Here is a 24,660-nt window from a genome sequence, read left to right on the forward strand (position 1 = left end):
CCGTACGCGACGATGGCCGCATGGACGCACCGAGAACCGACCGGCTCGCGCTCCTGCGGTGGCTGTGGGAACCCAGGCCGGACACCGGGATCCGGTTCGCCGGGGACGAGGAAGAGTGGAGCCGCTGGGACTACCCGCGGCTGGCCGCCGCCGTGCACGCGCGCGCCGCCGAACTGCTGGAGCGCGGCGCGGCCCGGGGCGACGTGGTGCTGGTGGTCGAACCGACCGGACCCGGTTTCGTCACCGGGTACTTCGGTGCGATGCTGGCCGGCACGGTGCCCGCCCCCGCCAGCCCGCCGCTGTTCGGCCAGGATCTCGCGCAGTGGCGGACGCTGCTGGCCTCGCTGACCGAGACGGCGCGGCCGCGATTCGTCTGCACCGCACCGGGATTGGCCGAGACCGTGCGCCAGGCGGTCGGCCCGGAACCGGTGCTGCTCGACGGCGCGCCCGGCGGCGGGCCGGTACCGCCGGTCCCCGCCGCCGACCTCGCGATGCTGCAGTTCACCTCCGGGTCGAGCGGCCGCCCGCGCGGCGTGCGCGTCCCGTTCCCCGCGCTGACCGCGAACGTGCGCGCGATCCGGGAGTGGCTGGCGATGGGACCGGACGACCCGACCGCGTCCTGGCTGCCGATGCACCACGACATGGGCCTGATCGGCTGCCTGCTCACGCCGGTGACCAACCAGACCGACCTGTGGCTGTGCTCGCCCCAGCAGTTCCTCCGGCGGCCTTCGCGATACCTGCGCTGCTTCGGCGAATCCGGCGCGCGGCTGACCGCGATGCCCACCTTCGGCCTCGAACACATCCTGCGCCGGGTCCGGCCCGCCGAACTGTCCGGCTGCGATTTCTCGGAGTGGCGCGCGGTCATCGTGGGCGCCGAGCGGGTGGCCGAGCCGACGCTGCGCGCCTTCGCCGACCTGCTCGCGCCGTACGGGTTCGCCCCGGAATCGCTGCTGCCCGCCTACGGACTCGCCGAGGCGACGCTCGCGGTCACCGGCTCCCGGCTCGACGAACGGTGGACCACCCGGTCGATCGCCCCGGCCGAGGCCGGCGGCGAAGCGGTCACGCTCGTGGGCTGCGGCCGCCCGCTGTCCGGGGTCTCGGTGACGGTGGTGGACGACTCCGGCGATCCGCTGCCGGAGGACCGCGTCGGCGAGATCGCCGTGGCCGGGCCCTCGGTCGCGGACGGCTACCACGCCGGAGCGGTCGCGCAGACCACCCGGTTCGCCGGCGGCGCCGTGCGCACCGGGGACGCGGGCTTCCTGAGCGGCGGACAGCTCTATGTGCTGGGCAGGATGGGCGACAGCATGAAGGTGCGCGGACGGCCGGTGTTCGCCGAAGACCTCGAAGCGGCGCTCGAAGCGCACGGACTGCCGCGCCGGCAGCAGGCGGTGCTGCTCGGCGTGGCCGACGGGGTGCAGGTCGCGGTGGTCGTCGCGGAACACGCCGACCCCGCGTTGCTCGACCTGGCCCGCACCGACCTGGCAAGGTTGGCCGCGGGCGCCGAGCTGATCATGCTCTCCGCGGCGACGGGCACGATCCCGCGCACGACCAGCGGGAAGCCTCGGCGCCGCGAACTGTGGCGACGATTCGCCGACGGCGACCTCCCGCGGGAAGGAGCCGGCCGGCTCCAGGGAGGTTGACATGACCGCAGCGCCCGACGCGCTGGTGCTCGGCTCGGGGATCATCGGCCTGACCACCGCGCTGGCCCTGCAGGAGGCCGGGAGCCGGGTGCGGATCCGGACCGCGGCGCCGCCGGAGGAGACCACCTCCACGAAGGCCGCGGCGATGGTCGGGCCCAACCTCGACCCGCCCGGCTCGCCCGGGCACCGCTGGCAGCAGGAGACCCTGCGCCGGCTCCGCGCGGCGCCGCCCGGCGTGCGCGTCCTCGACGGCAGGCTGGTCGCCCGCCCGGCTGGCGCGATCCCGCCCGGCGCCGACCAGACCGAGGGGTTCCGGCTGTGCGAGCCCGCCGAACTGCCCGAGGGCTACGGCACCGGGTTCTGGGTCACGCTGCCGATCGTGGACACCCCGAAGTACCTGCAGCATCTGCGGTCGGAGTTCGAGGCGGGCGGCGGGACCCTCGAGGTGCGCCCGGCCGCTTCACTCGCCGAGGCGAGCGAGGAGTGCCCGGCGGTGGTCAACTGCACCGGACTGGCCGCCCGCGAACTGGCCGCCGACGAGCGGGTGGAGCCGGTGCGCGGGATCAAGGTGGTCGTCGCCGACCCCGGGCTCGAGAGCTTCTTCCTCGAGGCTCCGATCAACCCGGAGTGGGCCACCTACCTGCCGCACGGGGACCACGTCGTGCTCGGCGGCGTCCAGACCGGCGGAGCCGACCCCGAGCCGTCCGACGCCGAGGTGGCCGCGATCCTGGAGCGCTGCGTGCGGGTGGAGCCGCGGCTGGCCGGCGCGGAGCTGCTGGAGGCGAGCGTCGGGTTCCGGCCCGGCCGCGACGAGGTCCGGCTGGAAGCCGACCGCGACGGCGGCTCGGTGGTGGTGCACAACTACGGCCACGGCGGCAGCGGCGTGATGTATTCGTGGGGCTGCGCCGCCGACGTGGTCGCGCTGCTCAGTTCCTGACGTCGCACGCTGCTGACTTTTCGTTGCCACAGCGGGAAACTGGGGACATGCCGACCTTTTCTCCCGAAGCTGTGGCCACATCGGCCGCACTCAATCAGCAGATCGACGCCGGCCCGGTCCGCGAACTCCTGTACGACGCCGGCGGCAAGTACCGGTGGCCGCGGTTCCGGGTCAACGAGGTCGAGCTCGAATGGCGGCGGTGGCGCATCCGCCGCCATCTCGGGGCCGCCGACGACCCGCCCGCCTCGATCGGCCTCTTCGAAAAGCTGATCGTGTCCGGCGGCGGGCCCGCGGTGTCCGCGATGGACTTCGAGAGCGCCGGGATCGCCCCGATCACCGACGGCTACGACGAGATGTTCCCGCAGGGCCCGCTCGTGACGAAAGCGTTGCAGGGCCGGGTGGTCCGCGCTCCGGGCGAACGCGACGACGAGGACTACGCCCGGCTGCTCGCCGAGTCCACCCGCCGCCGCGACGCTTATCTGTCCAAACTGGACAACGACTCGTTCTGGTGGCACATCGACGATTTCGTCTCCGCGGAGACGCTGCGCCGGTGCGCGGCCGAACTGGACCACCTCGACCCGGCAGCCGGGATGGCCTTCGCCGGCGGCCCGGATCCCGGCTGGGACGTCCTGCACGACGCGCTCACCAGCAAGTCCAGCAACATGTACCTCGGCGCGGGCCCGACGCTCGTGCAGATCCACGAGGACCCGGTGCTGGTGGCGGACGTGAGCAGGCGGATGGGCCGCGCGATGTACCCGACCCGCTGCACCTACCTGCGCTACCGCAAGGGCGATTTCCTCGGCGTGCACACCGACATGCCGACCTGCGAGGTGTCCCTGCTGTTCACCGTGGACGGCGAGGCGGGGCCGATGCGCTCCTATCTGGACCAGGCCACCGACACCGCGAGCTCGCTCGGCCGCTGGGTGGTCTCCGAGGGGCAGTTCCCCCGCGGCGGCAAGGATTTCGTCTACCAGCCGCGGGAGTGCCTCGCGCTGGTCGGCCGGGCCACGCCGCACGCGCGGCTGCCGCAGGACGACCGCGCGGTGATCGGCGCGATGTTCTACAGCGGACTGACCTGATCCGCCGGACGGCAGCGGACCTGCGCGGCGGTGTACTCGTGCAGGCCCGCTGTCCCGTTCTCCACCCCGATGCCGCTGTGCTTGAGCCCGCCGAAGGGCTGGTCCGGCGCGAAGTCCGCGTGCGCGTTGACCCACGCGGTGCCGCATTCCAGCCGGCCGGCCAGCGGCCACGCCCGCTCCGGGTCGGCCGACCAGACCGAACCGCCGAGGCCGAAATTGCTGTCGTTCGCGCGCGCCAGCGCCTCGTCCTCGGTGTCGTAGGCCAGCACCGGCAGCGCCGGGCCGAATTGTTCCTCCGCCGCCACCGCCATGTCGTCCGTGACGTCGGCGAGGATCGTCGGCGGGTAGAACAGGCCGGGGCCTTCGCCGGGTTTCCCTCCCGCCGCGGCCTTCGCGCCGTCCCGCAGCGCCGCGGCGACCAGCCCGGCGATCCGCTCGTGCTGCGCCGGGGTGCTCACCGGGCCGAGCTGCGTGCCGCGGACCATCCCGTCGCCGACGACCACCGAATCCGCCTGCGCGGCCAGCGCTTCGACCCACTCCCCTGCCCGCGACCGCGGGACGTACAGCCGCTTGATCAGCACACAGGCCTGTCCGTTGTTCGCGAAGCTGTCCCAGAACACCTGCTCGGCCAGCGCGGCCGGGTCCGCGTCGTCGAGCACGATCCCGGCGTCGTTCCCGCCCAGTTCCAGCAGCACCGGTTTGATCCCGTCGGCGGCCTGTCCGGCCACCGCCCGTCCGGTCGCCGTAGATCCGGTGAAACTCACCTTGCGCACCAGCGGATGCGTCGCCAACGCCGAGCCGAGCGCGCCGTCGCCGCAGACCACTGTGCACAGTCCGGGCGGCAGCGCCGCGGCCAGGATTTCGCCGAGCCGCACCGTCGCCAGCGGCGCGTACGGCGACGGCTTGAGCACCACCGCGTTGCCCGCCCGCAGCGCCGGAGCGAGCTTGGCGGCCGCGACGGCGACCGGGAAGTTCCACGGGGTCACCGCCGCGACGACTCCGAGCGGCCGGCGCACCAGTTCGGCGTAGCCGCGGCGATCCTCGCGCAGCACCTCCGGTTCGAGCGCCAGACCCGCGTTGTACCGCAGAAAAGCCGCGGCCGCGAACGCCTCGGCCACCGCCATCGCCAGCGGCTTCCCCTGTTCGCGGGTGATCAGCTCGCCGAGCGCACGTGCCTGAGCCGACACCGCTTTCGCCGCCGCGAGCAGCGCTTCTCGCCGCTCCTCCGGCGGGAAGCCCGGCCAGGCCCGATGCGCCTGCTCGATCACCTGTCCCAGCCGCGCCTCGTCGCAGACCGGCGCTTGGCCGGCCAGCGAACCGTCGGCCGGGTTGTACACGTCCAGCACGCTCACAACGCCCCCTCTTCCGCGGCCGCTTCGATGCTCGGGAACTCGGGTGCGAACCCGAGCTCCCGTCGGATCGCCTCGGCGGCCAGCACTCGTCCGAACGGCTGCGCGCCCGGTTCCGTTTCCGTCACCGCGCCTTCTTCAACCTGCCCGCGCACCGCGAATCCTTCTGTGGCGGCAAGCAATTCGGCCGGCTCGACCGGGCGGTCGTCGGCGACGTTGTAGACCCGGCGCGGCAGTTCCGGGGCGGCCAGCACGCACAGGATCGCCTGCCGGACGTCGGCGTGGTGCACCAGATGCATGCGCCCCGCACCGCCACGCCGCGCCCAGCTGATCGCTTCCGCGAGGTGCGGATCGCCCTCGCCGTAGGTGAACGCCAGGCGCAGCACCGAACTTTCCAGCCCGTCCACATCGGACAGTGCGCGCTCGGCGCCCAGCTTGGCCGCGGGGAAGCTCGCCGCCGCGCTTTCGCGCACCGGGGCGTCCTCGGCCGCGGCACCGGGGCCGTCGGCGTAGACCAGGGAACTGCTGAGCTGGACGAACCGCCGCACCCCGGCGTCGCGGGCAGCGACGGCCAGCTGCCGGGTCGCCTGGAAGTTCACCTCCTCGGACTGATCCGGCCCGAGCCCTTGAAAAGCCGCGGCGATGTGCACGACCGCGTCCATTCCCTCGACCGCGGCGCGGCAAGCGCCGGCCTCGGCGAGGTCGCCGACGATCATCGTCGCGCTGCTCCGCACTCCCGGGCCGGGACTCCACACCATGAGCCGCGTTTCCGCGCCCGATTGCTTGAGCCGGGGCAGGAACCGCGCGCCCACCCGTCCGGTGGCCCCGGTCAGCAGGACCCGCCGCACCGGCAGCCCGGCCGGGACCCACTCGGTTCCGGCAACCGCATCCATGTCCAACTCCTCTGCACTGGGGAAATCCGCGGGGAAAGACCTCATCCGGCGGCGCGGCGGACCGGTTCGCCGCGCGCGCCCAGCTTTTCGAGGAGGCCGACCGCCTCGTCCTCGGCGGGCATCGACCACAATTCGGCGCGCAGCCGGTTCGCGTTGGCCCGGTAGAGCGGTTCGCGCAGCGTCTCTTCGACCGCGTCCCGCACCAGGCCCGCGGTCAGATTCCGGGCGTCCAGCCGGATTCCCGCGCCCGCGGCGGAGAGCCGGTGCGCGTGGTAGGGCTGGTCGACCGCGACCGGGAGCAGCACCATCGGCAGTCCGTGCGCGAGCGCGCCGACGGTGGTCAGATAGCCGGAGTGGTGCACGACGGCGTCCGCCTTCGGCAGCACCTGCGACTGCGGGAGATACTCCACCGCGTGTACCCCATCGCCGTCGAGCCCGCTGGGGTCGACGCCCTTGCCGACCGTCAGCACGACGCGGAAATCGCCGCCGCGCAACGCGTTCGCGACGGTGGCGAACAGTTCCGGCTCGGTGTTGAACGCGGTGCCCATGGTCACGTAGACCAGCGGCCGTCCGTCCGGTTCGGACAGCCAGTCCGGCAGCGTCTCGGCGGCGGCCTGCCACAGCGGCGGCCGGACCGGATGCGCGATCGCGTCCTCCTCCCGCGAGCCGAACCACAGCAAGGGATCCTCCGAAAGCGGCTGCATGCTCGGCAAGTACGCGTCGAGGTAGAGGTAGGGGCACAGCCGTTCCAGCTTCGGGTCGGCCGGGAGGCCCAGCCGTTCCCGCGCCGAATTCCACGGCGGGGCAAGAGCTTCGGCCTGCAGGGCGCGCGGCATCCGCGGCAGCTGGCCGAGCGACGCGAACGGGACCCCGGCGACGTCCGCGGCCAGCGGGCCCGCCCATTCCAGCGACTCGTGCACGAGCAGGTCCGCGCCGAGCGTGCGCAGCGCGTCGACGATTCCGGGAAGCAGGGCGGCGGTGCCCATCGACATCAGCCGAAGCCGTCGGCGCTCGTTGTCGAACGACCCGGCGCGCGGCCGTCCGGCGAGCCACTCCGGCCCGGTCTCGACCACGTCGAAACCGGCGTCGCGCACCCACTTTCCCATGCCCCGCCCGGTGACCACCACCACCTCGTGCCCGGCGCGCACGGCTGCGCGCGCGAGCGGGGCGACGGCGTGGAAATGCCCGACCGCGGGCTGGCAGGTCACCACGATTTTCACAATCGGCCGCCCTTTCCGGGATGATGGAACGGTTCCGCCGGACATCGTGTTACGACCGGTCCGTGCACCGCCACTTCCTGGGGACGCGAATATGAACGCCAGCGACTTCTTCGACGACGCGGTCACCGCCGGCTACGCGGACGATCCGTACCCGCGCCTGGCCAGGATCCGCCGCTCGGCCGCGGTCCGCACGAAAACCGGGGTCTGGCTGGCCGGGCGGTACGCGGACGTCGCGGCAGGGCTGCGGGACCCGCGGCTCAGCTGCGATCTCGCCCGCGGCGACGGATACGCGGAGTACTTCCGCTCGCGCGGCATCGACGACCGGTTTCCGTTGCCCCTCAACGCCTTGGACCCGCCCGATCACCCGCGCATCCGCACCGCGGTCTCGGCCGAGTTCCTGCCCGCCGCGGTCGAGCGGATGCGCCCGGCGATCGCCGAAGCGGCGCGGACCGCGGTCGACCGGCTCGCCGCCCGCGCGCCCGGCGTCGTCGACCTGGTCGCGGATCTGGCCTATCCGCTGCCGATCTCGTTGATCGGCACGCTGTTCGGCATCCCCGAGGAGGACTGGCCGCTCCTGGAGCGCTGGTCGCGCGCGTTCGGCGCGGTCTCGGATCCCGACTGGCTGCTGACCGGACAGGCCCGGAGCGCGGGAGCCGAGGCGACCCGCGAATGCGGCGAGTACTTCGGCCGCCTGGTGCGCCACCGCCGGCGCGGCGGCGACGACCTGTTGAGCCGGTGGGTCGCCGCCATGCGCGCGGACCGCCGGATGAGCCTGCCGGAGCTGCTGGTGAACGGGGTGTTCCTGCTGATGGTCGGGCACCACAACACGGTCAGCCTGATCGCGAACGGAATGCTCGCCCTGCTGCGCGCCCCGGAGCGGCTGGCGCAGCTGCGGGCCGATCCGTCGCTCGTCGACGTCGCGGTGGACGAACTGCTGCGCTTCGACAGCCCGGTGCAGACCGCGACCAGGGTGACCGCTTGCGACTATCCGATCGGGGAGACGGTGATCCCCGAAGGCGCCACGGTGATGCTCCTGCTGGGCGCCGCGAATCGCGACCCGGAACGCTACCCGGACCCGGACGAGCTCCGCTTCGACCGCGGCTCGGGCAAAGCGCACCTCGGCTTCGGCCGCGGTGCGCACGCGTGCGTCGGGGGGTTGCTGGCCCGGGTGGAGACCGCGGCGGCCCTGCGCGAGCTGATTACGCGCTTCCCGGTACTGGAGCAGGCGGACCGCGAGGAACGGCGGGTGCCGTCGTTCAGCCTGCGAGGGCTGGAAAAGCTTCCGCTGCGGATCGCGTGAGGAGGCGGGCGCCGCGGCAGTCCGCGGCGAGAGCACGTCCGGTACCAACGCCGCCCACCGGCCACGGCTCCCACGCCGCCGCACTCGGCCGCGCAGGCGCCCGCGTGGCCCGCCGCAACGCGATCGCCGACACGGCCAGCGCGAGACCGGCGCGTTTTCCAGCACCTTTGAGAGGCAGTAGCCGGGCCCGCCGTCCTGGCTAGCCGCTGAAACCCGCCACGAACCCTTCCGCGGCCAGCCCTTCCGCCGTCGCCTTCAGCCGTCGCGCGGCCTGGCACTCGCGGGGCGATTCCCCGTCGCGGAGACGGGCCACCACCTCCGCCAGTTCCGCCGCGAACGCCGCCACCTGGTCGTCGGTCAGCGCGCGGAAGGCCAGTTCGTTCGTTCCCAGCCGGATGCCGCTCGTCTCGCCCGCCTGCCGGGGGTCGTCCGGGACCAGGTTCTTGTTCACCAGCACCCCGCACGCGCGCAGCGCGTCCTCGACCTGCGCCCCGGTCGCCGCCGCGCCGCGCAGGTCGGCCAGGATCAGGTGGGTGTCGGTGCCGCCGCCGACCAGTGCGACTCCGCTGGCCGTCAGCGCGTCCGCGAGCACACCGGCGTACCGCGTCGCGCGGTGCATCGCTTCGGCGAACACCGGGCCCGCCGCGAACCGCAGCGCGACGGCTTTCGCCGCGATCGCGCCGAAGTCCGGGGTCCCCTGCAGGCCGGGGAAAACCGCCCGGTCGAGCATCGCGCGGGTCACCGGCGATCGGCGGCCGCACAGCAGCAGCCCGCCGCGCGGACCGCACAGCTGTTTGTACGTCGAGGTCGACACCACGTCGCAATACGGCATCGGCGACGCGTGCACTCCGGCCGCCACCAGCCCGCTGATGTGGCTGATGTCGGCCATCAGCAGCGCCCCGGCCTCGTCGGCGGCCCGGCGGAACACCGCGAAGTCGATCTTCCGCGGGCAGGCCGAGCCGCCGCAGATGAGCAGGCGCGGCCGGACCTCGCGCACCAGGGACAGCAACTCGTCCTCGTCCGGCTCGCCGGCGGCGGTCAGGTGGTAGTGCGCGGATTCGACCCACCGCGACAGATTGGCCCGTCCGGAAACGTGCGACAGGTGGCCGCCGTGCGACAACTCCAGCGACAGCACGGGTTCGCCGGGCTTCAGCAACCCGCTGAGCACCGCCAGGTTCGCCGCCGAACCGGACAGCGGCTGCACATTCGCGCCCTGAGCGCCGAACAAGTCCTCCGCGCGGCGCACGGCCAGCCGTTCCACCTCGTCGACCTGCTCGGCTCCCGGGTGGTAACGCCGCCCGGGGTAGCCTTCCGCGGTCACCGACCCGAAGCCCAGCGCCTGTGCCGCCACGACTTCCGACAGGGTCGGTCCCGCGGCGGCCACCAGATTCAGCCGCGTGCGGCGGGCGGCATGCTGGCGCCGCGCGAGTTCCACCAGCGTCGGATCCGCGGCGGCGAGCGCGGCGAATCCCTCCTGCCACGCCGCGGCGGGCCCCGCCTCCAGCGGTGCGGCGGTCACGGCATGCTCGGCCAGCGCACGGCGGCCGGGGTCGTGGCGGACACCAGGTCCAGCACCGCGGCGACGACGCCGGGCCGCTGGTCGACGAGATAGAAATGCCCGCCGGGGAAGGTCCGGCGCCGCAGCGGACGCGCGGCGACGGCCTGCCAGCCCGGCAGCGAATCCGGATCGACCTCGGGGTCCCGGTCGCCGTTGCAGGCCAGCACCGGGCAGTCCAGCGGCCGCTCGGCGCCGGGCAGGTAGCGCTCGCTCAGCCGGTAGTCGGCGCGCAGCACGGGCAGCATCAGCTCGCGCATTTCCGCGCTGCGCAGCACTTCCGCGCTGGTCCCGCCGCTGCGGCAGACGTCGTCCCACAGCTCGTCGTCGCTCGTCCGGTGCAGCATCCGGCCGGGATCGTGCGGGGCCGCCCGCCCGGACACCGCGAGCGCGGCCGGTGCCTCCCCCGCCCGCCGCAGCCGCAACGCGGTCTCGTAGGCCGCCGCCGCGCCGAGGCTGTGTCCGAAAAGGACGGTCGGGACCCGTTGCCGGGCAAGCAGTTCTTCCGCCACAGCGTCGGCGATCTGGCTCAGTTCGCTCGCGCAGGGCTCCCGGATCCGGTCTTCCCGGCCCGGATACTGCACCGCGCACAGCTCCACGCCGGGCGGCAGGCCGGCGCACCAGGACCGGAAGAACCGCGCCCCGCCGCCGGCGTGCGGAAAACACACCACCCGCGCCACGGGGTCGCGGACCGGCTCGTAGCGCCGGAGCCAGTGCTGCGTGCTCATCCGGTCCTCTCTTCCCGTTCCTCGTCGGTCGCCGCATCCGCCAGGTCCATGGCCGACAGCACCGCCGGCGGGGCCCGGCGCACCATCTCGGGCGGGCCCAGCAAACCGGTGAGCCGCTGTACGAGCGCGCTGAGCGCCAGGTGGTACTGCCCCGCCGCGACCCAGTCGCCGGAGCGGAACCCGGCCAGCGCGCGGACCACCGCGGCGGGCCACAACTCGCGCAGCACCGTGCCCCAGTCCGGGGCCTCCGCCGGACCGAGCGCGCCCGCGGCCGGGTACGCCAGGTGCGGTTCGGCCAGCTCGTCGAATCCGGTCGCCTCGCCCGCGGACGCCGGCAAATGCGGCCGGGGGCACCAGAGAACCGGGCCGGCGCTGCCCACCAGCGTGAGCGTTCCGCCTTCGGCGCCCACCGTGACGCGATGCCACATGTGCGCGTGGTTGTCCGGCTCGCGCGGGTCGAGCTGGTGCTGCACCCGCAAGGTCAGCGGAACTCCGGCGAAGGCACCCTCGACGGTCGTGAACGGATGGTCCGCGCCGGTCAGTTCGCGCAGCGCGGCGGAAGCGCGCACCGGTTCGTCGAACCCCCAGGGGCGGACCCCGCCCAGCGCCCGGCCCAGGATGTCGAAAACCGTGTACAGGACTTGGACACTGGTGGTCACGGTCACGAAGAGCGGTCGCTGGGTGCGCCGCAACGCTTGTGCGGCGGCGATGAACCGGCGGATCGGCGCCACCTCCGTGTGGTGGCTGTTGACCTGGTACCGGACTCCGCACCGGCGCGCGGTCCGCAAATGCCCGGCCAGTTCGTCTCCGTGCACCGGATGTTCCTGCAGCACGTCGATGCCGCGCTCCATCAGCTCGTCCGCGAGCCGCGCGCCGGGGCCGCCGGTGACCGCCGACCCCACCACCACGCACGCCTGCCGGACGTCGTCCGGCACCTCCGAGACCTGCTGCCACAACGGCACTCCGTACCGCTTCGCACACGCCCGCGACCGCTCGCTGCCGCGCGCCAGCACCCCGGCGAGCTCGACCGGGGAGCCGGGAGCGGCGAGCCCGGCGAGGTACACGCGACCGAAGCCGGTCCCGCACACCACAGCCTTCGGCCGGACGCTCACAACACGCCCTCCTCGGCCGCTTCATCCGCCTCGGCCGCGTCGGTCATCAGCTCGAACACGTTCAACGCGTCCGTCTCGCGCAGGTCGGCCACGAGGGTTTCCGCGTCCAGCGCTTCCGCCGCGAACGCCCGGCCGGGCGCGACGGCGCCGGACAGGACCTGCAGCGCGGCAAGCCCGCACACGGTGCCGGTGAGCACGGAGGTGTCCCGCGACCCCGCCACCAGCGTGCGCGGAGCCGAACCGTCGACCGGATGCGCGGTGAACACCATCCGCTGGTACGGCTCGCGGCCGAACATGTCCAGCTCCGCGGCCTCCGCTAGCTCGGCCGCGGCGGCGGCCAGGTCGCCTTCGCCGGACATCGCGCCCTGCAACCGGGCCAGCGCGGCCATCATCGCGGCCCCGCCGTCGAAGACGGAGTACCAGCGCACGTCCGGGATCGCGAGCTGCCGGGCCAGCCGCTCGGGTTCGTAGCCCAGGTACGGGAACGCGCTGACCACGCCGGGGAAGAACGGGAGCCGCACGTCCGTCCGCGGAGCCGCGGACCGCGTGACCCGGCGTCCGTCCTGCCACACCGCCTGCGATTCGCCGTCCCGTCCGCCGAGGCTCAGCAGGTAGTCCACCGCACCGGCCGGCGTCAGCTGGTCCAGCACGCCGGCGTAGGCCTCCAGCCGCGCGACCGGGCCGGTCCGCGCCGCGAGCCAGCGCGGCAGCAAGCCGCTCAGTCCCGGCATCATGCCCGCCGTCACCAGTGCACGGCGTTCCGTTCCGGCGAGGCTTTCGTACAGCGGCAGATCGCCGCCCGCGTCGACGTAATCCGCACCGGCGGCGAACGCGGCGCGGGCCACCCGGTCGACCACCTGGTACGACGGCCCGCCGGCGTGGACGACGACCTCGCAGTCCCGGCAGAACGCCGCGAGCGCCGCGTCCTCCCACAGATCCACCTCGGCCGCTTCGCCCGCCGCCAGCGCTTCCGCCGCCGCCTCGGCGCGTTTTCCGTCCCGTCCGCCGATCCGCACGATCCCGTCGAACCGCTCCGCGAGCAGCCGGACCGCCGCGCTGCCGACCGCGCCGTATCCGCCGAGCACGCCGATCCGCCGGGTCATCCCTTGACCGCCAGTTCTCCGAGGCAGACCCGCTGCCAGTAATCCCTGACCCGGTTCGCCGCCGACGGCCACGCATCGGTGTCGAAATCGAGCACCAGCGTCACGTCGCCGGTGTACAGCTCCGGTTCCGCGCTCGCCTGTTCCCGCGCCGCGCGCTGGTAGGCGTCGAACCGTTCGGCCAGCTCCGGTCCGAAGCCGGACGGGTTCCACGCCGCGCCCGCCGGAGTGCCGTTCTCCAGCGCCGCCGCGACCTCCGAATCGTCCGGGGTCGCCGGCAGGTCGAGGCCGAGCGTGCGCGCGAAGAAGTAGCCGACCGGCTCGTCGTCGCGGTAGCCGATCGGGCTGCGCACCACCACGGTCAGGGCGGCAGGCGGCCGGCCGGCCTCGGCGAGGCGGCGGCCTAGCTCGAGCGCCACCAGTCCGCCGGAATCGTTGCCGTACAAGGCGATTTCCCCGGTTTCGGGAAGCAGCGGGACGTACGCGTCGGCGAGCCGCTGCACCAGCGGCGCGGGCACCGGCGCGGTGCCCGGCCGGAGTCCGGACACCGGCCCGGACACCAGCCCCGGGTCCCATCTCGGCTCCCCGGTCCCGTCGCCCACGACCACCCAGGTGCGCGGCCCGGAACCCGGTGCCAATTCGACCAGTTCGGGACCGCTGTGCGCGGCGGGTGCCGCCGCGTCGCTCTCGCCGGAGAGCCGCCCGGCCAGCTCCGCGACGGTGGCTCCCTCCAGCACATCGCGCAGCAGCTCGTCGAAGAACAGCCCGGCCGCCTGCGGCAGCTGCTCCTTGACCTCGCCGACGATCTGCGCGGCGACCAGCGAGTCCCCGCCGAGCTCGAAGATGTCCTGGTCGCGGCCCACCTCGGTGCGGCCGAGCACGCGGCACCACACCTGCGCCACCGCGGCCTCCAGCTCGCCCTCCGGCCGGGACTGCGCGACCGGGCCCGCCGGGGCCGCCCGGTCCGGCAGCAGCTTCGCCAGCGCGGCGCGGTCCACCTTGCCGTTCCCGGTGAGCGGCAGTTCGTCCAGCACCTCCAGCCTGCCGGGGACCATGTAGTCCGGCAGCCGTTCGGCGAGATCGTCGAGCAGGTCGAGATCGTGCGCGGGCTCGCGGCCGGACTTGAACCGCGCGGCGAACGCGTGCATGCCGATCCGGTCGAGCGCCTCGTCGCCCGCGGACAGCTGCACGACCGCGTCGGCGCCGGCCCCGGCAAGCAGTTCCCGCCATTGCGGCAGGGAAATGAACGTCTGGTCCCGGCCCGCCCGCACGTCGGCGAAATCGCCGGACTTGGCGTCGAAGAGGAACTCCATCGAGGTGAGGATCTGGTAGTTGTCGCGGGTGGTCTCGATGAACACCAGCCAGCCGCCGGGACGCAGTAGCTCGCGCAGCCGGCCGAGCGCCTGTGCCGCGTCGCGCGCGTAGTGCAGCACGTTCGCGCACAGGATCACGTCGGTGCTGTTGGCCCGCAGCCCTTGCGTCCGGTAGTCCTCGTTCAGGTCGAACAGCCCGTAGCCGACCCACGGGTACTGCTCGCCGAACCGTTCGCGCGCCTGGTTGAGGAAGAACCGCGAAACGTCGGTGAACAGATAGTCCACGTCGTACTGGGCCAGAGCGGGGATCAGGTCGATGCTCGCCCCGCCGACGCCCGCGCCGACCTCCAGCAGGCTCAGCGGCCCGTCGCGGTCCGCGGCCAGCCCGGTGACCGCGGATTCGACCAGCCGGTTGAGCGAGTTGCTCAGGAAGTTGCCCTGGTAGGCCGATTCCTGGATGTCCACCCGGCCTTCCGGGAACAGCAGCTGCACCGGGTCCGCGTCCTCGCGCAGCAGCTCCGGCAGATGGGCGCAGGCGGTGTGGAAGTACTCGACCAGCTCCGGCCGCTGCCCGCCGCCGGGCTGCAGTTCGTCCACCTCGCGCCACGCCTGTTCGAGGTCGGCCGCGGTCACCGGCGGCACCCCGGTGAGCACGCCGTCGTCCCGGACCAGCATTCCGTTCTGCTCCAGCGCGTTGATCCACCGCCGGACGAGTCGCTCGTGTTTGGGCGTGACGCCCGCCGTCCGGAACACCTCTTCGACCGTGTGCCGGGAATCGGCGGTGGCGAACAATCCCTGCTCCCGCAAGGCGCGCACCATGGCCAGCAACGCCGTGCGGTCCAGCTGCCGGGCGAACGACACCGCCCGCGAAGGGTCCATTTCGGACCGGACGGCGGCCAGTTCCGCCGCGGCGGCCGAGGCGAGCACCGCCGGGAGCCGGTCCGGCTCGGGCTCGTCGCGCGGCGCGGGCTCCACGAACGCGGCGAGTCCGCGATCGAGAACGCTCTCGCCCTCGACGAGCACCGCCGCCGCACCCACCGAGGGGTGCTCGGCCAGCGCGCTTTCGATCTCGGCCAGTTCGATGCGGTGCCCGCGGATCTTCACCTGCTGGTCCTCGCGGCCGAGGAATTCGATGTCGCCGCTCGGCAGCCAACGACCGAGGTCGCCGGTGCGGTAGCGCCGCCCGCCCGCCGGATCGGTCCCGAACCGCTGCCGGGTCTGCTCCTCGTCGCCGAGATAGCCGGTTGCCACGCCGACCCCGCCGATGAAGAGCTCCCCGACTGTCCATTCCGGACACGGACGCCCGAGTTCGTCCAGCACGTGGAAGGTCTGGTTGGTCAGCGGCCGCCCGTACGGGACGGACGCCGCGTCCTCGGGCACCTCGCCGACCGGGTGCCAGATCGACCAGATCGCCGCCTCGGTCGCCCCGCCGAGGCTGATCACCTCGGCGCCGGGCAGCAGTTCGCGGATCCGGCCGGGAAGCCGCACCGGGATCCAGTCGCCGGACAGCAGCGTCAGCCGCAGCGGCGGGGCGGCGGCGGTGTCCACCCGCAGGTACTCCGCGAGCATCTGCATTTGCGCGGGCACCGAATTCCACAGGGTCACCCGGCGCGCGCGCATCAGCTCGGCCCAGTGCGACGGATCGCCCCGGCGGCTGTGCTCGGGCAGCACCAGCGCCCCGCCGACGGAAAGCGGGCCGAACACGTCGTACACCGACAGGTCGAACGCGAGGCTCGCCACCCCGAGCACCCGGTCGTCGCCGGTCACCGCGAACCGGCGGTTGATGTCGGCCACGGTGTTGCCCGCCGCGCGGTGAGTCACCACCACGCCCTTCGGGTAGCCGGTCGAGCCGGAGGTGTAGATGACGTACGCGCGTTCGTCCGGGTCGCCGGTCACCGGCGGCGGTTCCGCGGCGGAACCGTCCGCTTCGAGCACCACCGGTCCGGCCAGCGCCGCCGCGCCGGGGCCGACGACCGCGAAGCGCGCCCCGGACCGCTCGACCAGCTGTTGCTGCCGGGCGGCCGGCTGCCGGACGTCGATGGGCAGGTAGGCCGCCCCGGCCAGCAGCGCGCCGAACACCGCGACGATCTGCCCGGCTCCGGTCTCCGCCGCCACCGCGACCAGATCCCCGGCGCCGCAACCCTTTTCGGACAATCTCCGCGCGACGGCGGCCGCCCGGCCGACCAGCTCGCGATACGTCAGCGTCTCCGCCGGGGTGATCACCGCCGGCCGGTCCGGGGTCCGCCGCGCCTGCTCGACGACCTCGCCGTGCAGCAGCCCGCTGGGCAGCGGCCCGGCGGTGGCGTTGGCCTCGGCCCTCCGCCGTTCCTGCGCCGCGGGCAGCGGGACCGGCGACTCCGCGGACCAGTGCCGCTCGCCGTCCGCCAGTCCGCGCAGCAGATCCGCGAAGGCGCCGAACATGTCCGCGGCGACCCCGTCCGGGAACACGCCTTCGCGCACGTCCCAGTTCACCGTCAGCGCGCCCGCGTGCTCGAGCACCTGGCAGTCGATCCAGACCTGCGGCGTCTGGCTGATGCCGTAGCCGGGAGCGGCCGGGCCGCTCGAAGCCGAGCCGAGGCCGAGCGCGCTGGTGAACACCACCGGCATCAGCGCCGCGTCCTGGCCGCGGCGGCGCGCCATCTCGCGCAGCACCTCGACTCCGCTGAAGAGCCGATGGTCGAGGTCCGCCCACAGCTGGTCCTGCAGCACCGCGGCCCGCTCGGCGAACCGGGGTTTCGCCCCCGCGTCGACCTCCAGCGGCAGGATGCCGGTGAAATCGCCGACCAGCCGGTCCACCTGCTCGTGCAGCGGCAAACGGCTCAGCACGGTCAGGTCGAGGGTGAATCGGCGGCGCCTGCTCCACCGGCCGATCACTTCCGCGTACGCGGCCAGCACCGCCGCGGACGCGGTCACCCCGTGCGTGCCGGCGATCCGCGACAGCTCCGCGAAACGCCCGGCGTCCAGTGTCGCCGTGTGCCGGGCGAACCGGACCGGCGCGCCGTCGCGGACCTCCGGGCGGATCGGGAGTTCCGGCGCGGGCGGCAGACTGTCCACTCGGGACAGCCAGTACTCGCGGTCGGCGCGGTAGCGGCGGGTGCCGCTCAGCCGCCGCTCGGCGAGCAGATAGTCGCGATAGCCGATTCCCAGTTCCGGCAGCACCAGGTCCGGATCGGCGCGGAGCCGGGAAAACTCGTCCAGCAGCACCTGGATGCTGACGAAATCGGCGATCAGGAAGTCGATCGACAGGTGCAGCGTCGCCCGGCCCGCGCCGCGGGTGACCCGCACGTCGAACAACGGCCACTCGCCCGGCGAATACACCCGGTGGTCCAGTTCAGCGCGGGTCCGCTCCCTGGCCCGGTCGAACTCCGCCTCGTCGCGCGCCTGCGCGACCGGCACCGCCAGCGGCGGCACCTCGGCGAGCACCCGCTGGGACCCGTCGGCGTCGACCACCGCGCGCAGCATCCCGTGCCGGGCCACCAATGCCCGCCAGATCTCGCCGACCCGGTCCCCGTCGAGATCGGGGAAATCCAGTTCGCCGTACGCGTGGCAGCCCACCCGGCCGTAGGCGATCACGTCCCGGCGGCCGAGCAGATAGGCGGCTTGGACACCGGTGAGCGGGAACGGCTTCCCGGCCGCCGCCGGATCCGGTTCCGCGCGTTCGTGAGCCGCCTCCCGCAGGTAGTCCAGCAACTGCGGTTTCGCCGCGCGCAGCGCCGCTTTGCGGTCTTCGGTCAGCACTCCGCGCGGCGCGCGGAACCGCAGCCCGCCGCTCTCGTCCTGCCACAGCTCGACGCCGAGCCCTTCCAGCTCCGCCACCAGCCGCGGCACGTCGACCGGGGCGGTTGCGGTGTCCAGCGCGTCCGTCACAGCACTCCCTCTTCCACGGTGGCGACCGGGCGTTCGGTCAGTTCGCCGATGATCCGGGCCTGCTCGGCGACGCTCGGCGAGCCGAGCAGCTGGCGCAGGGTGATCTCGACGGAGAATCGGGTCCGGGTCAGCTCGAGCAGCCGGGTGGCGAGCAGGCTGTCCCCGCCGAGCGCGAAGAAACTCGCGTGCCTGCCGACCGATTCGACGCCGAGCAGGCTCGACCACAGGCGGGCGACGCTGGTTTCCACCGGGCCGGACGGCGGTTCCGCCGGGGCGGGCTCCGCCTCCGCCAGCCCGGCGCGGACCGCGGCGCGGTCGACCTTCCCGTTGGCGGTCAGCGGCAGCCGCTCCAGCACCTCGAACCACTGCGGGACCATGTAATCCGGCAGCCGTCCGGCCAGGAACTCCGTCAGCTCCCCGGCGTCCGGCGGGGTCTCGCCGGGCCGGAGTGAGACCGCCGCGGCCAGGCGGACGCCCGCCGCGCGCACGTCCACCGCCACTGCGGCCCGCACCGCCGGGTGCGTACTTAGCACGGCTTCGATCTCGCCGAGTTCGATCCGGTGCCCGCGCACCTTGACCTGGTGGTCGGTGCGGCCGAGGAATTCGAGCGTGCCGTCGGGCCAGTAGCGGCCGGAATCGCCGGTCCGGTACCAGCGCTCGCCGTCGCCGCGCACGAACCGCTCGGCGGTCCGCTCCGGGTCGCCCCGGTAGCCCTCGGCGACCCCGGCCCCGCCGATCCACAGCTCGCCGGGCACCCAGTCCGGCCGGTCTTCGCCGTCCGGCCCGACTACGCGGAACCGCTGATTGCGCAACGGGAAGCCGTACGGCACGGACACCCAGTCCGGATCGGGCGCGGACACCTCGAAGGCGTTGGACCAGATGGCCGCTTCGGTGGCACCGCCCAGCGCGACCAGGCGGCAGCGGCCGTCGGTGCTCGCGGCGAGGCGGCCGGGCAGGTCGAGGCCCACCCAGTCGCCGGAGACCAGCGCGGCCCGCAGCGATCGCGGGAGCGACGTGCCGCCCGCTTCGGCGAGGAGCATGTCCAGCAGGGCCGGCACCGAGTTCCACAGCGTGACGCGGCGCCGCCGGGCCAGGTCGAGCCAGGACCCGGGATCGCGCCGCTCGTCCTCGGCCGGGAGCACCAGTGCTCCGCCCGCGGCGAGGAGGCCGAAAATGTCGTACACGGAAAGGTCGAAGTCCAGCGCCGAGACGGCCAGCACCCGGTCCTCGGCGCCGACCGCGAACCGGTCGTTGATGTCGGCCACGGTGTTCAGCGCGGCCCGGTGCGCCACGACGACGCCCTTCGGCACGCCGGTGGAACCGGAGGTGAAGATGACATACGCGGGGTCTTCCGGCCGCCGCCGCACCGGTTCAGTCAGCGGCGGCGCGGCTTCGATCTCCTCGGGGAGGACGACCGGGCAGCCCGGCGGCGCCTCGGCGCCGGCTTCGGCCAGCACCGCTTTCGCCTCGGCGGTGCGGTAAATGCGGTCCCGGCGGATCTCCGGCTGCGAAACGCCGACCGGCACGTAAACGCCGCCCGCGCAGAGCACACCGAGCACCGCGGCGATCTGGTCCGGTCCCTTCGGGAGGGTCACCGCGACCGCGTCTCCGGCCCGGACGCCGCGCGCGGCCAGCGCCCCGGCGACCCGCAGCGCGCGGTCGCGCAGCGCGCCGTAACTCAGGCTCCGGTCGACGCCCCAGCACACCGCCGTCCGCTCCGGCCGGTCGGCCGCCCGCGCGAGAAAGCCGTCGTGCAGCAGGCCTTCCGGCAGCGGACCCCGGGTGGCGTTGACCTCCGCCCGGCGCTGCCGCTGCGCTTCGGGAAGCTGCGGGCGCACCGGGACCGACCAGTCCGCGCCGTCGTCCGCGAGCCGGTGCAGCAGCTCGCGGTACGCCGCAAACATCGCGTCGACCAGCCCGGGCGGGAACGCGGTCTCCAGCACGTCCCAGTTGAGCAGCAGCCCGCCCCGGTACTCGCTGACCTGGTGGTCGAGCCAGACCTGCGGGGTCTGCGACTGGCCCCAGCAGTACTCGCCGAAGGGCATCCGCAGGTCGAACGGGCTGGCCGAGAGCTGCCCCATGCCCATCGTGCTGGTGAACACCACCGGCATCGCCGCCGACGGGCCGCCGGAGCGGCGCGCCAGCTCGCGCAGCACGTCGATGCCGGAGAACGCGGTGTGCTGCATGTCGGTCCACACCCGTTCCTGCAGCCGCCGCGCGGCGTCGCGGAAACTCTCCCCCGCCGCCGGTTCGTCGGCGACCAGCAGCAGCGAAGTGAAGTCGCCGACCACCCGGGAGATGTCCGGATGCAGCGGAGGCCGGTCGAACAGGGTCAGGTTCAGCGTGGCCGCCCGCTCCTCGCTCCAATGCCGCAGCACCGTCGCGAACGCGGCGAGGACCGCCGTGGACGGCGTCACGCCGTGTCGGGCGGCCGCCCGCGACATCCGCTGCCACTGCTGCTCGGACAACCGGAACTCGCGGCGGGTGAAGGCTTCCGGCCCGACTGGAGCCGCCGAGGCGACCGCTGGCAGCCGCGGCGCGGCCGGAAGTGTCTCCAGCCGCTCGAGCCACCACTCCCGGTCTTCCTCGCGCTTGCGCGGGTCCGGTGCCCCGCCGAGCACGCAGTCGCGGAAGGACACTCCGATCGGCGGGAGCTGCGCCTCCGGGTCGGCGTACAGCTGCGCCAGCTCCGCGAACACGGTCATGATGCTGAGCGCGTCGAGCACCAGGAAGTCCAGGCCCACCCCGAGCCGGGCGCGTCCGTCGCCGTACTCGACCACGGCGAGGTCGAACATCGGCCACACCGCCGGGTCGAACACCCTGCGGCTCAACCGTTCCCGCATTGCGGCGAGCTCGGCTTCGCCGTGCGAGACCGGAATCCGGGTGTCCGGGACCTCGGGCAGCACGCGCTGGTCCCCGTTGTCGTCGAACACCGCGCGCAGCATGTCGTGCCGCCGCACCACCGTGTTCCACGCGCGTTCCAACGCGGCCGTGTCAATCCCGGTGCCGTCAAATTCCCAGTACCACAACGAACCGACGCTGCCCAGCGCGAATTCGGCGCGCCTGCCGACCCAGTAGGCCCACTGCACGCCGGTCGCCGGGAACGGGTCGTACCGGTGCTCCGGATCCGCGGTCAGCACCGCCGCCGCAGGCGTTTCCTCCGGCGACAGCCGCTGTGCGAACTCGCGCAGCGTCGGCGCGGCGAACAGGTCCGCCAGCCCGGCTCCGCCCAGTTCGGCCTCGCGCAACGCGACCAGCAGCCGGGTGGCCAGCAGGCTGTTGCCGCCGAGAGCGAAGAAATCGTCGTCGCGTTCGATCCGCTCGGCGTTCAGCAGCCGCGCCCAGATCTCGGCGACCGCGAGCTCGGCGGGGCCGGACGGTGGTCCGCCGCGGTCCCGCGGTGCCTCCTCTCCGAGCAGTTCCCGCACCGCGCGCCGGTCGATCTTGCCGTTCGCGTTCAGCGGCAGCGCCGGCACGGCGACGATCCGCCGCGGCACCAGGTAGTCCGGCAGCACGCGGGCCAAGGCCGCGGACAGCTCGTCTGGCTGCACCTCGGCTTCGGCGACCGGCACCACCGCCGCGCCCAGCACCGGCCGGTCGCCGCGGTCGTCCACCACCGCGACCGCCCTGGCGACTTCGGGGAGCGCCGCCAGCGCGTGCTCGATCTCCCCGAGCTCGATCCGGTGGCCGAGGATCTTGACCTGGAAATCGGTGCGGCCCAGGAATTCCAGCTCGCCGCCGGGCCGCAGGCGCACCAGGTCGCCGGTGCGGTACCAGCGCTGCCCGGCGTGCGCGACGAACCGCCGCGCGGTCAGCTCGGGATCGCCGTGATAGCCCAGCCCGACCCCGGTGCCGCCGAGCCACAGCTCGCCCGGCACCCAGTCCGGGCAGTCCCGGCCCAGCCGGTCCACCACGCGGATCGCCTGATTGCGCAGCGGCCCGCCGTAAGGCACCGACGGCCAGCCCGGCAGCGGCGGCCCCGCCTCGTGCCAGGTGGAGTGGATGCCGACCTCGGTCGCGCCGCCCAGCGCGACGAGCCGCGCGCCGGGGGCCAGCGCGCGCAGCCGCGCCCACAGGTCAGGCCCGACCCAGTCGCCGCCGACCAGCGCGATCCGCAGCGGCAGCGGCTGTCCCGCCGCCTCCGCGACGACCAGCAGCATGTCCAGCAGCGCGGGCACCGACGTCCACACCGTGACGCGGTGCCTGCCGACGAGCTCGAGCCAGGCGTGCGCGTCCCGGCGGATGCCGTCGTCGAGCACCACCAGGCTCGCGCCGGCGTCGAGGAAAGCGAAGACGTCGTACACCGCCCAGTCGTGGTCGAGCGCCGAGACCGCGAGCCCGCGGTCGGCCGGACCGATCCCGGCCCGGTCGCCGATGTCCTCGACGGTGTTGCGGGCCGCCCGGTGCGACATGCGCACGCCTTTGGGCCGACCGGTCGAGCCGGAGGTGTAGATCAGGTACGCGCAGGACTCCGGGTCGACCGGAACGCGGTCCGCGCGTTCGGGCGCCCCGGCGGTCACCGCGACCACCGGCACCGGCGATCCCGGTTCGGCCGCTTCGCCCAGCACGACCGCCGCACCCGAGTCGAGATACAGCTCGTGGCGCCGCGACGGCGGGAGATCCCGGCCGACCGGAACGAACACGGCGCCCGCGTGCACCGCTCCGAGCACCGCCGCGATCTGCTGCGGCCCCTTCGGCAGGGTGATCGCCACGACGTCGCCCGGGCGCACACCGTGCTCGGCCAGCAACCCGGACACCGTGCGGGCCCGGGCCGCCAGCTCGCCGCGATCCCAGCCTTCCCGGTCGCCCCAGCACAACGCCGGCGCGGACGGATCCTCTTGCGCCGCCCGGAAAAACCCCGCGCCCAGCACGGTTTCGCGCTCGGCTCCCCCGGTGTCGCCGAGTTCCGCTCGCCGGGCGAGCTGCGCGGCGGGCAGCAACGAGTCCACCGGCTCGGCCCACTGCCTGTTCGCGAGCAGCTCGCGGAGCAAACGGACGTAGCCGTCGAACATCGCGTCCAGCACGCCTTCGGCGAACAGGCCCTCCACCGCGTCCCAGTTCAGCAGCAGGCCGCCGGACTGCTCGGTGACCTGGAAGTCGAGCCACACCTGCGGGGCTTGGGAAATGTTCCATCCCGCTTCCCCGAAGCACTCGCGGATCCGGTCGCCGAACAGCTCGCCGAGCCCGATCGCGCTGGTGAAGACGACCGGCGCGACCGCCTGGCGCGCCAGGCCCCTGGCACGGGTCAGCTCGCGCAGCACGTCCAGCCCGGTGAACCCGGAGTGCGCCGCGTCCTCCCGGATCCGGTCCTGCAGCTGCCGGGCCAGCCCCGGCACCGTGCGCGCACTGCCCGCGTGCACGCCGACCAGCAGCAGGTTGGTGAAATCGCCGACCAGGCCGTCGACATCCGGGTGCACCGGCTCGCGGTCGAACAGCGGGACGTTCAGCAGGAAATCCGGCTCCTCGCTCCACGCGGCCAGCACGTGGCAGAACGCGGCGGCGAAAACCATCGGCAGGGTCACCCCGTGCTCGGCCGCGTGCCCCGCCAGCACCTCGCGCTCCTGGGCGCTCAGCGTGGCGAAGCGCCGGGCCACCCGGTGCCGGTCGAGCCGTTCCGGGGCGACCGCGAGCGGCAGCGCGGGCGCGCCCGGCAACTGCGGCAGCCGCTCCTCCCAGTACTCCCGGTCGCGCTCGCGAGCCTGTTCCCGTTCTTCTCTGCGCTGGGCCAGGTAGCGCGGGAAGCTGAACTCCAGCGGCGGCAGGTCGGCCTCGCCCGCGTAGCAGGCGGCGAGGTCCCGCAGCATGATCCGGAAGCTCAGCGCGTCGGCCGCGATCATGTCGAGGTCGAGGTGCATGCGCGTGTGCCCGCCGGGAAGCAGCGAGAGCGCGAGGTCGAACACCTCGCCATCGGCGACGGCGAACGTGCGGTGCGAAAGCCGTTCCCGGATTTCCCCGAGCTGGCGCTGCACCTCGGCTTCGGGAAGCTCGCGCAAGTCGTGCACGGCGAGTCCGCGCCACCCGGATTCGGGAAGGATCTGCTGCGTCCCGTCGCCGAGCACGCGCAACCGGAGCATCCCGTGCCGCCGGGCGAGCGCCCGCACCGCGCGCTCCAGCCGGGCCGGTTCCACCCCGCTGCCGTCGAACTCCGCGTAGAAGTGCGTGGTCACCCCGGCGAGCGCGAACGTCTCGTCCCGGCCGACCCAGTACGCGTACTGCATCGGAGCCAGTTCGAACGGCTCGCTCTCGTCGATCTCGGGCAGCGGCGGCCCGGCCCGCTCGACCGGGTCGCCGGTCGCCAGCAGAGCGCACCATTCGCGCAGGGTCGGCCGTTCCATCAGGTCGGCGAACCGGACCTGCTTTCCGCGCGCCCGCCAGCGCGCGGCGAGCCGCATCACCGAAAGGGAATCCAGGCCGCACGCGATCAGATCGCCGCCAGTCGCGGCGAGCCGGTCCGCGTCCGGCAGCATCGCGGCGACGTCCGCGCGGATGTTCTCTTCGGTGAGCACCGCCGCGGCGGAGTCCGCCACGTCGCTGATGCCGTCCATCACGCTCCCGGGATTCGCGGGG

General features: G+C 73.7%; 13 protein-coding genes. 4 read left to right on the forward strand and 9 right to left on the reverse strand.

The window, feature by feature from the left end; genetic code table 11:
• Positions 1-20 precede the first annotated feature (20 nt).
• From ACFXI3_RS07995 to ACFXI3_RS08005, 3 genes are read left to right on the forward strand one after another with little or no spacing between them, the layout of a single operon-like run.
• Entirely contained in the window at positions 21-1,640 is a 1,620-nt protein-coding gene (locus tag ACFXI3_RS07995) for an AMP-binding protein (protein ID WP_378398788.1), read from the forward strand.
• Between the two features lies 1 nt (position 1,641).
• Positions 1,642-2,577 (forward strand): FAD-dependent oxidoreductase, encoded by a 936-nt coding sequence (locus ACFXI3_RS08000; RefSeq protein WP_378398790.1) that lies wholly within the window; start codon positions 1,642-1,644, stop codon positions 2,575-2,577.
• A gap of 47 nt (positions 2,578-2,624) precedes the next feature.
• Positions 2,625-3,656 (forward strand): hypothetical protein, encoded by a 1,032-nt coding sequence (locus tag ACFXI3_RS08005; RefSeq protein WP_378398792.1) that lies wholly within the window; start codon positions 2,625-2,627, stop codon positions 3,654-3,656.
• Here ACFXI3_RS08005 and ACFXI3_RS08010 read toward each other — a convergent pair.
• The 3 genes from ACFXI3_RS08010 to ACFXI3_RS08020 are packed head-to-tail and all read right to left on the reverse strand — an operon-like array spanning position 3,638 to position 7,118.
• On the reverse strand, positions 3,638-5,008 hold the full coding sequence (locus ACFXI3_RS08010) for an aldehyde dehydrogenase family protein (protein WP_378398793.1): 1,371 nt from the start codon (positions 5,006-5,008) through the stop codon (positions 3,638-3,640). The genes ACFXI3_RS08005 and ACFXI3_RS08010 overlap by 19 nt on opposite strands.
• Entirely contained in the window at positions 5,005-5,898 is an 894-nt protein-coding gene (locus tag ACFXI3_RS08015; protein ID WP_378398795.1) for an NAD-dependent epimerase/dehydratase family protein, read from the reverse strand. The genes ACFXI3_RS08010 and ACFXI3_RS08015 overlap by 4 nt, the downstream gene beginning before the upstream one ends.
• Before the next feature lie 41 nt (positions 5,899-5,939).
• Positions 5,940-7,118: a glycosyltransferase gene (locus tag ACFXI3_RS08020; protein ID WP_378398797.1), complete on the reverse strand. Its 1,179-nt coding sequence runs from the start codon at positions 7,116-7,118 to the stop codon at positions 5,940-5,942.
• 91 nt (positions 7,119-7,209) lie between these two features.
• Between ACFXI3_RS08020 and ACFXI3_RS08025 the strand changes: the two genes are divergently transcribed.
• On the forward strand, positions 7,210-8,418 hold the full coding sequence (locus tag ACFXI3_RS08025) for a cytochrome P450 (RefSeq protein ID WP_378398799.1): 1,209 nt from the start codon (positions 7,210-7,212) through the stop codon (positions 8,416-8,418).
• 199 nt (positions 8,419-8,617) lie between these two features.
• Here ACFXI3_RS08025 and glyA read toward each other — a convergent pair whose 3' ends face one another.
• From glyA to ACFXI3_RS08055, 6 genes are read right to left on the reverse strand one after another with little or no spacing between them, the layout of a single operon-like run.
• Positions 8,618-9,937, reverse strand: coding sequence for a serine hydroxymethyltransferase (gene glyA, locus ACFXI3_RS08030; protein WP_378398801.1), 1,320 nt, complete (start codon positions 9,935-9,937; stop codon positions 8,618-8,620).
• Entirely contained in the window at positions 9,934-10,701 is a 768-nt protein-coding gene (locus ACFXI3_RS08035; RefSeq protein WP_378398803.1) for a thioesterase II family protein, read from the reverse strand. The genes glyA and ACFXI3_RS08035 overlap by 4 nt, the downstream gene beginning before the upstream one ends.
• Positions 10,698-11,813 (reverse strand): Gfo/Idh/MocA family oxidoreductase, encoded by a 1,116-nt coding sequence (locus ACFXI3_RS08040; protein ID WP_378398805.1) that lies wholly within the window; start codon positions 11,811-11,813, stop codon positions 10,698-10,700. The genes ACFXI3_RS08035 and ACFXI3_RS08040 overlap by 4 nt, the downstream gene beginning before the upstream one ends.
• Entirely contained in the window at positions 11,810-12,916 is a 1,107-nt protein-coding gene (locus ACFXI3_RS08045; RefSeq protein ID WP_378398807.1) for a saccharopine dehydrogenase NADP-binding domain-containing protein, read from the reverse strand. Before ACFXI3_RS08045 ends, ACFXI3_RS08040 begins: the two co-directional genes overlap by 4 nt.
• Positions 12,913-18,093, reverse strand: a complete 5,181-nt coding sequence (locus tag ACFXI3_RS08050) for an amino acid adenylation domain-containing protein (protein WP_378398809.1) — start codon at positions 18,091-18,093, stop codon at positions 12,913-12,915. The genes ACFXI3_RS08045 and ACFXI3_RS08050 overlap by 4 nt, the downstream gene beginning before the upstream one ends.
• Positions 18,090-24,638, reverse strand: a complete 6,549-nt coding sequence (locus ACFXI3_RS08055; protein ID WP_378398811.1) for an amino acid adenylation domain-containing protein — start codon at positions 24,636-24,638, stop codon at positions 18,090-18,092. Before ACFXI3_RS08055 ends, ACFXI3_RS08050 begins: the two co-directional genes overlap by 4 nt.
• Between the last annotated feature and the right edge of the window lie 22 nt (positions 24,639-24,660).

The sequence above is a fragment of the Amycolatopsis sp. NPDC059235 genome, from assembly GCF_042754125.1.
GTDB classification, from domain to species: domain Bacteria; phylum Actinomycetota; class Actinomycetes; order Mycobacteriales; family Pseudonocardiaceae; genus Amycolatopsis; species Amycolatopsis albidoflava.